At 57.1% G+C, this 11513-nt stretch carries 13 protein-coding genes and 1 tRNA gene; 7 read left to right on the forward strand and 7 right to left on the reverse strand.

The window, feature by feature from the left end; translation table 11 throughout:
• Positions 1 to 87 (reverse strand) — tRNA-Leu (locus tag HDF08_RS18105).
• A gap of 261 nt (positions 88 to 348) precedes the next feature.
• Between HDF08_RS18105 and HDF08_RS18110 the strand changes: the two genes are divergently transcribed.
• Positions 349 to 606: a hypothetical protein gene (locus tag HDF08_RS18110; RefSeq protein WP_179640098.1), complete on the forward strand. Its 258-nt coding sequence runs from the start codon at positions 349 to 351 to the stop codon at positions 604 to 606.
• Between the two features lie 19 nt (positions 607 to 625).
• Here the strand turns inward: HDF08_RS18110 and HDF08_RS18115 are convergent, their stop codons facing one another.
• Positions 626 to 1300 carry a response regulator gene (locus HDF08_RS18115; RefSeq protein ID WP_179640099.1) on the reverse strand — a complete coding sequence of 225 codons (675 nt, stop codon included), beginning with the start codon at positions 1298 to 1300 and terminating at the stop codon, positions 626 to 628.
• A 296-nt stretch (positions 1301 to 1596) separates the two neighbouring features.
• Here HDF08_RS18115 and infC point away from each other — a divergent pair, with 296 nt between their 5' ends.
• The 4 genes from infC to HDF08_RS21845 all read left to right on the forward strand — a co-directional run bounded on the left by infC (position 1597) and on the right by HDF08_RS21845 (position 4089).
• A complete protein-coding gene (infC, locus tag HDF08_RS18120) occupies positions 1597 to 2190 on the forward strand; it encodes a translation initiation factor IF-3 (RefSeq protein ID WP_455569284.1) in 594 nt (197 codons plus the stop codon).
• A gap of 472 nt (positions 2191 to 2662) precedes the next feature.
• Positions 2663 to 2839, forward strand: a complete 177-nt coding sequence (locus HDF08_RS18125; protein WP_179640100.1) for a hypothetical protein — start codon at positions 2663 to 2665, stop codon at positions 2837 to 2839.
• 65 nt (positions 2840 to 2904) lie between these two features.
• On the forward strand, positions 2905 to 3081 hold the full coding sequence (locus HDF08_RS18130) for a hypothetical protein (protein ID WP_179640101.1): 177 nt from the start codon (positions 2905 to 2907) through the stop codon (positions 3079 to 3081).
• Between the two features lie 426 nt (positions 3082 to 3507).
• Complete coding sequence (locus HDF08_RS21845) at positions 3508 to 4089, forward strand: hypothetical protein (protein WP_257031262.1); 582 nt, start codon at positions 3508 to 3510, stop codon at positions 4087 to 4089.
• 100 nt (positions 4090 to 4189) lie between these two features.
• Here HDF08_RS21845 and HDF08_RS18140 read toward each other — a convergent pair whose 3' ends face one another.
• Positions 4190 to 6199: a 30S ribosomal protein S1 gene (locus tag HDF08_RS18140; RefSeq protein WP_179640103.1), complete on the reverse strand. Its 2010-nt coding sequence runs from the start codon at positions 6197 to 6199 to the stop codon at positions 4190 to 4192.
• A 448-nt stretch (positions 6200 to 6647) separates the two neighbouring features.
• Here HDF08_RS18140 and HDF08_RS18145 point away from each other — a divergent pair, with 448 nt between their 5' ends.
• A complete protein-coding gene (locus HDF08_RS18145) occupies positions 6648 to 7223 on the forward strand; it encodes an HIT family protein (protein WP_179640104.1) in 576 nt (191 codons plus the stop codon).
• A gap of 74 nt (positions 7224 to 7297) precedes the next feature.
• Positions 7298 to 7615: a hypothetical protein gene (locus HDF08_RS18150; RefSeq protein WP_179640105.1), complete on the forward strand. Its 318-nt coding sequence runs from the start codon at positions 7298 to 7300 to the stop codon at positions 7613 to 7615.
• Positions 7616 to 7786: 171 nt separating this feature from the next.
• Here the strand turns inward: HDF08_RS18150 and HDF08_RS18155 are convergent, their stop codons facing one another.
• The 4 genes from HDF08_RS18155 to HDF08_RS18170 form a co-directional block, all read right to left on the reverse strand.
• The gene (locus tag HDF08_RS18155) at positions 7787 to 8326 is read right to left on the reverse strand and encodes a nuclear transport factor 2 family protein (RefSeq protein ID WP_257031263.1); all 540 of its coding nucleotides are present in this window, start codon (positions 8324 to 8326) and stop codon (positions 7787 to 7789) included.
• A 136-nt stretch (positions 8327 to 8462) separates the two neighbouring features.
• The gene (locus HDF08_RS18160; protein WP_179640107.1) at positions 8463 to 8750 is read right to left on the reverse strand and encodes a putative quinol monooxygenase; all 288 of its coding nucleotides are present in this window, start codon (positions 8748 to 8750) and stop codon (positions 8463 to 8465) included.
• Positions 8751 to 8764: 14 nt separating this feature from the next.
• Positions 8765 to 10075 carry an adenylosuccinate synthase gene (locus HDF08_RS18165; protein WP_179640108.1) on the reverse strand — a complete coding sequence of 437 codons (1311 nt, stop codon included), beginning with the start codon at positions 10073 to 10075 and terminating at the stop codon, positions 8765 to 8767.
• Between the two features lie 139 nt (positions 10076 to 10214).
• Entirely contained in the window at positions 10215 to 11504 is a 1290-nt protein-coding gene (locus tag HDF08_RS18170) for a VWA domain-containing protein (protein WP_179640109.1), read from the reverse strand.
• Between the last annotated feature and the right edge of the window lie 9 nt (positions 11505 to 11513).

Consider the following 11513-nt stretch of genomic DNA (forward strand, 5'->3'; position numbering starts at 1 on the left):
TGGTGCCGAAGGGGGGACTCGAACCCCCACACCCTTGCGAGTACATGGACCTGAACCATGCGCGTCTGCCAATTCCGCCACTACGGCACGGTGTCATTCGCCCCACCGCAAAGGCCGGAGCACGCTAACCGCGAGTCTCTAGTTTTACAAACGCGACAGCTGCTGTCAATGTTGTCGCTGCCAGTGTGGCGCAGGTTTCCGGGAGGCGGACATCCCCCGAAGAAGGAGACGTCCGGAGTGGGGACCTTGCGCATCCAATAACGAAACATGGTTCAATGCAGGATCGGAGATTGCGAGTCTTCTTCCCGGCAACCGCGTATAGATCCTAAGGAAGGCTGACCCATTTCCATGAACGAACCCAAGGCTCCCTCCCAGGGGACAAACGTTGAAAAGATTCCGGAAGATATCTCAGTCGAGATGCGCAGAATCGCACACGATCTCAGCAATGCACTCGAGATTATTGTGCAGACGAGCTATCTGCTGAGCACCACCGAGCTGAAAGAACCGGCTTCGGACTGGCTGCGGATGCTCGATGGTGGCGTGGAAAAAGCACTGAAGCTCAACCTGTCGCTGCGCACTTACATCAAGGAACACACCACAAGCTAGTGCGCGCAAAGCTGCCAGATCAGGACTTTGTTCGACGGCGTGCAGGCTTCGACTTGGCGGCGGCCTTTGTCGCCTTCTTCGCGATAGCTTTTTTGACGATAGCTTTCTTGACGACGGACTTCTTTCGGATTGGCGTCTTCGCGGTAGCAGCCTTCTTGGCCGGCGACGTTCTAGTGGCAACCTTCTTCGCAATCGCTTTCTTGACAACCGCTTTTTTGCCGACCGCTTTTTTGCCGACCGCTTTCTTGACGGTTGTTTTCTTTTTGCCAGTCGCCTTAGCAGCAGCGGGGTTCGACGCGGTTAGCGTCAAGCCAAGAGCCGCTAACTTTCGCTCGTGCGAGGCGATCAGGTCTTCAATCTGCTGGAGGAGTATCCGCGTATGCATGGGCTTGACCAGAAGTTGATCAGCGCCCATCTCCTGCCAGTCCTCTTCGGCGACAGGGAAGGCTGTCAACAACGCAACCGCGGGATGGTAGTTGGCCAACCGCGCGGCCTTGATCACCTCGATACCGGCAACATCGTGCTCCATGCGCATGTCGGTAATCAGCATCTGATACTCGCGGGTGTGCAGCTTCGAGATGCCCTCGCGCGCGGAGGCGGCTGTGTCCACATCGAAGCCGCTGATCTCCAGCACAGCCTTCAGGGTCAGCAGAACAGCGACTTCATCATCGACCAACAGAATACGGCGTCTCATTCAGTTCCCCTTCGAAGGCTTCCGTGCAAACATACATGATCGAGCGCACGATTCCAAAGCGGAAGGGTCCCGACGTTGAAGAGTCCTGCTCTGGAAGGCTCCCACTCGAAGCCCACAACGTTCGATCTTCTTCGCTGATTACAGGGGGCTTGGTGCGCGAAGTGTTATACTTCACGTTGCGGTGCAACCTTTCGTAAGATTTGCATCTAAACCCTAAACAAACGCATGGCGGCTGAGAAAATCCGCTGTGGAGGCGACTTATTCCACCAATTGATAAACGTTCCGCCAAGTCTTTTATCCGCACCAACGAACGCATCCGCGCCCGCGAGATTCGCGTCATCGACGAAAATGGCGAACAGCTCGGCGTCATGGCTCCCTTCGACGCCCTCAAGATGGCCCGCGAGCGTTCGCTCGATCTGGTTGAGATATCACCCAACGCCGTTCCCCCTGTCTGCAAGATTCAGGACTACGGAAAGTTCCTCTACGAGAAAGACAAGAGCGACCGCGCTGCCCGCAAGAAACAGAAGGTCATCGTCATCAAAGAGGTCAAGTTCTCCGTGACCGTGGACGAGCACGACTATCAGACCAAGAAGAACCAGGCTGTCCGTTTCCTGGGAGAGGGCGACAAGGTCAAGGCCTCCCTGCGCTTCAAGGGCCGCCAGATGGCGCATCGCGACCTTGGCTATAAAATCATCAATCGCCTCATTCTGGATATAGGCGATGCCGGCTTGGTGGAGTTCATGCCCCGCATGGAAGGCACCACGCTCCATGCCATCCTCGCTCCGTCCAAGAAGGTTGAGGCTGCCCCAAAGAAGGCTGCCTCCTCAGCTACTCCGGCTTCCGGCTCCAAGCCCGCCGAGCCTCTTGCTCCTACGCCTGCTCAAGCCTAAGAAAATACTCCTTTTTGCCATCGGTTTCAGGCTGAAGTGGGTGCGCAAAACATTTCGGCTTCAAGAGAAGAAAAAAGTCCCATCAGACACCTTCATCTGATGGGACCTTGCTGTTTTTCCCTAGTTCCCGCCGGCACTTTCTCTGCGGCTGGCTCTGGCCCCGCCCAATCGGAAGTCTTCTAACTAAGAGCCAGCCACACGTTAGTGGCATCGAGCCTGACCGTGACGACTCGCGCCCCGTGACAAAAGCTCTACCTAACAGGCCGTTCAACATTTGATCCCAGAATCGGCACGTCTATAAGCATCACCCATCCGTGAAGATGCTTACGTTACTTTAGTAATATAAACTGTTATATACTTTTTTATATAACTGATTCTATTAGACTTAGTCCAGTTTGTATCCTATGGTTACATCATCTGGTTTGTCCAGAGAAATCTTTTTACAGAAATACAACTTTGGGGGTATCTCGTTATGAAACATATCGTTCGCGCTTTTGTTGTCGTCCTCGTCCTCACCGGTGCAGCTGCCACAACCCAGACCTCCAACGCCTCCGCCAAGAACAAGGTAGTCGCCAGCCGCGTCAGTATGTTGCCCGTTCCAACCTGCGCTCCGAACGATCCTAATGCCTGTGGGATGATCGGTCGTTGATAGTGGTTTCCTTCTTTACAAGCTTATTTTCAGCCACTTACAAAAATAACTCTTAAGGGATCCCCATGAAACACATCGTTCGCGCTTTCGTCGTCGTCCTCGTCCTCACCGGTGTAGCTGCCACAACCCAGACCTCCAATGCCTCCGCGAAGAAAAAGGTAGTTGCCAGCCGCGTCAGCATGTTACCGGTTCCCACTTGTGCGCCGAGCGATCCGAATGCGTGCGGAATGAAAGGGCGTTGAGCAAAGGCACCTTTTTGCATAATTCAGGTATTTATTTCTTGTGTGCGCTACTGCATTAGGCTACGCTAGCTCTGTCGATAAGGTACAGAGCCTATGAACGTATCCTCAGCAAGCTTAGTTTCGTTCCTTGAATACCTCGAGCCCCTACTTTGCCTGATTGTCATCACGTTTTTGATTCGCGGCAAGAATGCTCGCCAGTTTGCGTATCTCACGGCACTCATGGGGGTGCGTCTGGTTTGTTCCCTAGCGTGCTTAAGCCTGATCTATGTCAGTGCACACTTTGGGATGGAACGTCATCTGGCATACCAGATTTACTTTTATGTTTATTGGTCCGGTTACGCTCTTGAAGCAGTGCTTTCTCTGCTCGTAATCTACAGCATCTTCAAGCTTGCAATGGCACCGCTTAAAGGACTCCAAACACTAGGGATGTTGGTTTTCCGATGGGTAGCTGCTATTTCGGTTGCGGTTGCAGTAGGCGTCGCCGTCACTCCGCACCTCTCCGGAATCAACTTCATGGTTGCTATGATCACGCAGCTTCAGCAAACCTCAAGCATTCTTACTCTTTGCTTGCTGCTCTTTGTGTGCTTTGCCATCCGCCCTATGGGGCTTTCTTATCGGAGCAGGATCTTCGGCATCAGTCTAGGTCTGGGTTTCCTTGCGACGATCAGTCTGGTCAATTCAGCCTGGATCGCGCATAACTCAAACATGTACTCCATGTTTAGTGTGATTAACGGCCTCGCCGTTGGCATTACTTTATTGACCTGGTCAACCTACTTCGCGTTCCCTGAGCCGAAGCGCCGCATCATCACTCTCCCAACCACCTCGCCGTTCCTTCGTTGGAACCAGATCTCGATGGCTCTGGGCGACGATCCTGGGCATGTGGCTGTCGGTGGAATTCCGCCGGAGCTCTTTGCCCCGGCTGAGCTCGAGGTCATGCGCCGCGCCTCTGCGAAGATGGCTACCGGAGCGATCGAGTCGCCAGCCTCCATGCACACTCTCTCCGCATAACAGCCTTCGCCGAGCAGCATCGATCCGTTTGCCCTCTGTCGAAAGACATAAAAAGGCCATCCCAAGCGGGATGGCCTTTTTACTGCTTGCTTATTCGAGCTTAGTCACGCTCAGATTCAGAACGCTTCCAGTTGATCAGATCGCCCAGCGTGGTGCTGCTGCTGTTGCCTGACGAGGAGGAGGAAGACGAACCGGAGTTGTTGCCCTTAGGCGACTTCTCGCGCTCCTTGTAGCTCTCGACCTCTGCGCGGCTGGCTTCTTCACCAACGGCACGGATGCTGAGACCGACCTTCTTCTCTTCCTGGTTCATCTTGACGATCTTGAACTCGTGCTCGGAGTCCACATCCATCGAGACTGGCTTACCCTCGGCATCGATCGCTTCGGAGACGTGGCAGAGGCCCTCGACTCCTTCGGCGATCTCAACGAAGGCACCAAACTGAGCCGTACGCAGGATCTTACCCTTGATGACATCGCCAACACGGTGCTGAGCGAAGAACGTATCCCAGACATCCGGCTGAAGCTGCTTGACGCCAAGCGACAGGCGGCGGTTCTCAGGCTCAACGCCGAGGACGATCGCGCGTACCTTCTCGCCCTTCTTCAGGACTTCCGAGGGATGCTTGATGCGCTTGGTCCAGCTCAGGTTCGAGACGTGAACCAGTCCGTCGATTCCATCTTCGATCTCGATGAAGGCACCGAAGTCGGTCAGGTTACGAACGCGGCCTTCGATGATGGCACCCGTTGGGTACTTGTCTTCGAGCTGCTCCCACGGATTGTCCTGCAGCTGCTTCATGCCGAGCGAGATGCGGCGATCGTTCGGGTTGACGCTGAGAATGATGGTGTCGACCTCGTCGCCGGGCTTGACCATCTTCGACGGATGCTTCATCCGCTTGCTCCAGGTCATCTCAGACACGTGAACGAGACCTTCGATTCCCTGCTCGAGCTCAACGAACGCGCCATAGTCGGTGACCGACAGAACGCGGCCGCGAACCTGCGCACCAATCGGGTAACGCTCGGTTGCATCGAGCCATGGGTCAGGCGTCAGCTGCTTGAAGCCGAGCGAAACGCGCTGCTTATCCTTGTCGAACTTCAACACCTTCACCTGGATCTCATCGCCAACATTGACGAGGTCGCGAGGGTGGGTGAGGCGGCCCCAGCTCATGTCGGTGATGTGGAGCAGGCCATCGAGGCCGCCCATATCGACGAATGCGCCGTAGTCGGTGAGGTTCTTCACGGTGCCAGTCAGGACGCTGCCCTCTTCCAAAGTGGAGAGAGTGACGGACTTCTTGGCGTTCTGGTCTTCTTCGAGAAGCTCTTTGCGGCTGATGACGACGTTGCCGCGCTTCTTGTTGAGCTTGATGACGCGAACTTCAATCTCGGTGCCGATGTAGCCGTCCAGATTGCGGACGGGGCGAACCTCGACCTGCGAGCCGGGGAGGAACGCCTTGATGCCGATGTCAACGGTGAGACCACCCTTGACGCGGCTGAGAACCATGCCCTTCACAGGGGTCTTGTCGTTCGCCGCCTGCTCCAGCTTGTCCCAGACCTTGTGACGGAGAGCCTTGTCATAGCTGACCAGGTATCCGCCTTCGGACTCTTCGCGCTCCACCACAACTTCAACAGTGTCACCTGCCTGGAACTTCGAGACACCATTGATGTCCAGAACCTGTTCCAGGGGGATGAGACCTTCAGACTTAAGCCCGATGTCGACAACAACATGCTTGTCGGTGATCTTGACGACGGTGCCGGTAACGATGACCTCTTCTGCGGTCAGGTTTTGGGCAGCGGCGGACTCGGCAGCCTGCTCGCGATCGAAGTTCGCAAGGGCGGCGGCAAAGTCAGCTGCGTCGTAGTTCAAATCATCGTCAGACTCGTCGGCTGCAGCGGTAACCGTGGCTACGGTTCCGTGATCTGCAGATTCATGAGCGGCGGCAGCGGGTGCAACATGCTGTGCAGCTACATTTGACGCGTCGTGGGCGGTCTCATGCTGTTGGGTTGAGGTGGATTCAGAAGACAGGTCTGTGTGAGCCGCTGTCGCTTCGTGCGCTAGGACTTCCGTTTCGGTGGTCAGGGGTTTGCTCTCGTTGTGGTCAGGATTATGGTTTTCTACCATGGTGAATGCGGACTCCGGGATCCAAGAGATTCCTTCCTCTAAGAGCAGCGCGTGGGCGGGAGCAATCAGCGAATCCGGGAGGGGAGGCTGGCTGCTTTCTCTATCCCCGCAACAGCTTCGGCAGGATGGAAGGAATCAGGTCTTGCAGAGGAGCTATTGCACTTGGGTCCCACACGCAATAGCTCACTGATAAAGCATAGAACTTTGCATACGGTACGTCAACAAAAGCCGGCCTCTTCGCCTGCATTTTCATCACCATGTCATGCTCGGAAGTGAAGGAAATCTTCTTAGGTCGTACATAGTTCGATGCAGAAAGTCCGGTTTTGATGCAGAGAGTGTCCGCCAAACCCGGTAAAGCGCAGGGAACGAACCGGAATCGGACTCGCCACGGCCTGTCCGGCCGCACTCTCAGCCTGGAGGCGCTCAGCCCCCGCGCTATACTCCCCGAATGGACCGCCTCTGGACGCCCTGGCGCTATAGCTACGTCACCCGCTCGGAACCGCAGGCCAAAAGCGGGGTTCCCGAGGCTCTCAGCGCCTGGCCCCCAACCGAGGCGGAGGACAAGCACTGCGTCTTCTGCAATATGATCGCGGCGGTCGACTACGCGGTCGAGCACGGGATGGAGCCGGAAGCCGCGGAGAAGGCCGCTCATATCGTTCACCGTGGAACACACTGCTTTATCTGCCTCAACGCCTTCCCCTACGCCACCGGCCACCTGCTGCTGCTGCCGTATCAACATCTGGACACGCTGGCTGCGCTTCCCGTCGAGGTCGCCCAGGAGTTCATGGCTCTGGCTCAGCGTTCGGAGCTGGCCCTCCGGCAGGTCTATCGCCCGGGCGGCATCAACATGGGCCTCAATCTGGGGGAGGCTGCGGGCGCCGGCATCGCCGCTCACATGCACCTCCATGCCCTGCCCCGATGGATCGGCGATACGAACTTCATGACGGTGACGGCCGAAACCCGCGTCCTTCCTGAGGCTCTCGATGTGACATGGGAGAGGCTTCGCGCTGCCTTCGAAATTTAATACAACCAAAGCCTCCCAGCCTCCGTCCTATCGTGTAGAAGCATGAAGCCACGTTGGTCTTCGTTGAGGGCTCAATGCAAAATATCTCACAGACACTCCCCGCATCTCTTCGATCGGTTCCGTCCGCTTCGAACGAAGATCGCAGCGCATCAAAGCCCGATCGCCGCCCTTATATCGTTCCCGTGCGCAAGCCCGCAGCCTCGACTCGCAAATATCTTTCGCTCTTTCCTCATGAGTCCGAGGATGCACGCCTGACCGGGGCAACCCGCTCTCTCTATCGCAGACTGCTTGCGTTGAATCTTCCCCGGCCAGTCGAAGCATCAGAGCTTCCCATTACGCCACGGGAGGCAAGGGAGATACGCGTCACGGTGATTGCACCGAAGACCGCATAAGGCCTCCGCTCCAAAGCTCGCCGCAGAATCGTGAAGAATTTCAGAGCCTTGAAGACCTTCAAAGCTGCGATAGGAAAAAACCCTGCCGCGAACAGGGTTTCCACTCGAAACGCGACTTTCACGCCTACTCGAACGAGATTCGCCCCGAGACCACCGAATCATCCAAGGGAGCTAAGAGGGCCCCTCCGGAGGCACACTGCTTACAGCCTTGGGTGCTGCCGCATCGTGATTGCCCGGATCTCTTGGTCCAGGCACCCTCGTAGCCTCAAAGCTCGTAATCTTCCATCCCCCGGAAGGCAGCCGTTGGTAGACACGCGTATAGCGGTAGGTTCCCTGAACCGCTACGCCTTCGTTGGTTCCTTCCACCTGGGCGCGAGAGGTCACAATCGCGATGGAGCCGACCAGCTTAACCTGCATTTCGCCCAGGTCCAGCTTGGTCAGGACAAACTTGCGGGTCCGCATGCGGTCCAGTTGCTGCATCTTGGTGTTGACCTGGCCGGTCATCGAGATGCCGATGTAATCGTCGGAGAGTAGCTTATCCATGGTGGCAACGTCGCCCGCCAGCTGTGCCTGCCGCCACTGCTCCTCGAGCGCTTCCACCTGCCGCTTGGCGTCGTGCTTCTTCTCATGCAGCGGCTGGAGATGACCGGCAAAGGCGATCGACGCAGGCCATCCCATCGCCATGGCCGCCAGCAACACGCCAGAGCCCATCAGCGACCTACGAATTGGACGACCAGACAAGCCCATAGCGTACCGGATATTAGATCGATTTATCGCGTTGCGTCAAAACTACTTTAGTCGTACGCGAGACTCCACGCATTAGACAGAGCGACGCGCAGGAAAATCATCAACAAACAGCGGTCAGATTCTCGACCTGACGTTCTTTCATCTTCTGATACAGACCACCGATCGCGTACTGATGAAAATGAGGTGTCCCTCTATGATGCTCCAAGGCAGCGTCATCCACATACTGCTCATAGATAAGTACCGTGCAGCCCTCTCCTTCTACGAAGTGCGGGATATAGCTGACGCAGCCGGGCTCCTTCCTGGAGGCCGCGGTGATATGGCACAGGATCTCGTAGATCTCGTCGCGGTCGGACTGGTCGAAGGTCATTCGCACGTTGAAACTAAGCATAATCGCCTTTTCCCCTATGCCTTCAATGCGTCTTCAAACGCTGGCAGGCTCATGGTCTGGTCGCGGTCCGGGCCGGTGGAGACCATGCCAATCTTCGCCCCGGACTCCTTCTCTACAAATTTCAGGTAATCCTGCGCCAGCTGCGGCAGCTTGTCGAACTCGGTAATCCCCTCGGTCGAGCTGTTCCAGCCCTTCAGCCTGGTGTAGACCGGCTCGATGGCGTTGTAACCCGGCATGTCCGCGGGAATCAGATCGGTCAGCTTGCCGTTTACCTTGTAGCCGGTGCATACCGGAATCTCGGCGCACTCGTCCATCACATCCATCTTGGTGACCACCAGCCATTCGGTCCCGTTGATCATGTTGCTGTAGCGCAGCAGCGGCAGATCGAGCCAGCCGCAGCGTCGCGGACGTCCGGTCACCGCACCATACTCCTGCCCGCGAGCACGCAACAGATCGCTGGTAGAATCATGGATCTCGGTGGGGAACGGACCTTCGCCGACTCGCGTCACGTAAGCCTTGGTAACGCCGATAACTGTGCCGATCCTGGTCGGCCCAACTCCCGTACCCGTCACGGCTCCGCCTGCGGTCGAAGAGGAAGAGGTCACGAAGGGATAGGTGCCGTGGTCGATATCCAGCAACGCGCCCTGCGCCCCTTCGAACATCACCTTCCCGCCGTTGTCGATCTCTTGGTTCAACATCACCGCCGTATCGGTCACAAAGGGTGCGATCTGCTCGGCGGCGCGTGAGTACTCCTCGTACATCGTCTTAGGGTCCAGCGGCTCCGTGCCGAACAACGCATGAGCGATGGTGTTCTTCTCGTGGCAGGCGTTCTCAATATGCGTCCGCAGCAGCGCCGAGTTCAGCAGGTCCACCACCCGCAGTCCGCTGCGATGCATCTTGTCTTCGTAGGCCGGCCCGATGCCGCGGCTGGTCGTGCCGATCTTCGTGCGTCCAGGCGCATTCTCCGCTGCCAGTTCGATCATCCGGTGGTAGGGCAGAATCACCTGCGCACGGTTCGACACGAAGAGCTGACCGTCGACCGGCAGACCCGCGTCCTTTAACTTCTTGACCTCGCTCAAAAACGCCATGGGGTCCAGAACGACGCCGTTGCCAATGACACCCTTGCACTCCGGCCGCAGAACGCCGCATGGAATCAGCTGCAGAACGAACTTTTTGCCTTTGATGATGACCGTATGGCCGGCATTGTGGCCGCCTGCATAGCGCGCCACCACGGAGAACTTCTCCGAAAGCACGTCGACAATCTTGCCTTTGCCCTCATCGCCCCACTGGGCACCCAAAATAACCGCTGATTTGCGTTGATTCACGACGGATGTGTTCTCCAAGGATGGTGGTTGGCCGCAAGACCGGAAGCCCGAAGACGCGCACCGCAAAGGGCCGATGCACGCTGCTATCTATCATATAGCGTCGCTCGCTCCGGCGTTTTGCTTCGCTGTCTCGGCATTCTTACGGCTGGCCGTAGTACAGGTTTCTCGTTCGAGCCGTCAGCCCAGGGGCTTCCACACTAACCGCGACCACATGAGATTGGTTTGGCCGGTCCGACGGCATCGGCTCCACGGTCAGCGTATAGAACGCGTCCGCCTCTTGAACGCAGCGTGTGATCTGCTCGGTAATATCGTTGCTGGAGTTGAGTGCCTGCCCGCCGCTCTGTCGCGCCAGCACCTGCAACGCAAGGTTTCCCGCCTGGGCATCCTGCGGCTTCGATATCGGCTTCAAAAACTCCTCGTAGTAAAAGACGCGGGTCGTCGCGGCATCGGCCACCCCCAGCGGATCGATGCTGTAGAGCGTGATCCGAGCCTGCCGGAGCATCGTAGAGAGATAGACGATCGACGAAAACAGCCCCTGCTCCTGCTTCGCACTCAACGTGATATTCGGTCCGCTGAGAATCGGCCAGCCTGGGCTTATCCAGATCACCATCTTCCGTCCCGGCTCCTTCGCCTCGGTGGCCGCAAGCAGACTGATCGCCTTGAGGGAGAGATCGAAGCGCTCCGTCGCGCCATAAAAACCCGCTGAGCGCCTGATGGTTCGCAGCTTCGTCACATGCTGATCGAACTCTGCCAGCAACGCATTGCCGTCACGCGAGGAGCCGCTCTGCAGCTCTGTCCCCGTGTCACTGAAGAAGGCCAGCGTCACAGGATGGACTAATTGGCCACCGTTTTGCAGAAGAAACTTCTTGAGCTCGTCGCGCTCATACGCGACACGAGTGAACGAAGTGTTTACCTCATCCACCAGGAGGATGATCTTCACCGGCTCGGCGGGAGCAGTACTATCCACAGCGCGGAACGAGAGGATCTTTCGGATCTGGTTATTGTCCCGCACGACAAAGTCACTCTGCGTGAGACCTGTTCTGGGCTTCCCCGACCGATCGGTCACCACAACATCCAGCGTCAGGTTAGCGTCTCGCGCTTCAGGGATTGGCACGGAGGCCGCTGGCAGCTGCTCCGCCGACGGTGCCTGCTGCTGTGAGAATGCCGCGAGAGGGAGGAACGAAAGACAGAACAGAACCAGCGGGACCCGATGCAACCTACTCATACTTCCACCTCGATTACCTCTCTGCAGTCGTGCGGCCTGCAGCATGAAACCTTGCACGATGAGACTCACGCAGGGGCCGATCTTCGGCCCTCCATGAAGACGCGGCAGCCAGGCCAGTAGTTTCAGCAAAACTCGCCCCGGCAGACCGCTGGATGCGACAGCATCCTCAAAAAGCCGCGCCGGGCCTTTTCGGTGGCGCAGCATAGGACTCTC

The sequence above is a fragment of the Tunturiibacter empetritectus genome (assembly GCF_013410875.1).
Lineage (GTDB): Bacteria > Acidobacteriota > Terriglobia > Terriglobales > Acidobacteriaceae > Edaphobacter > Edaphobacter empetritectus.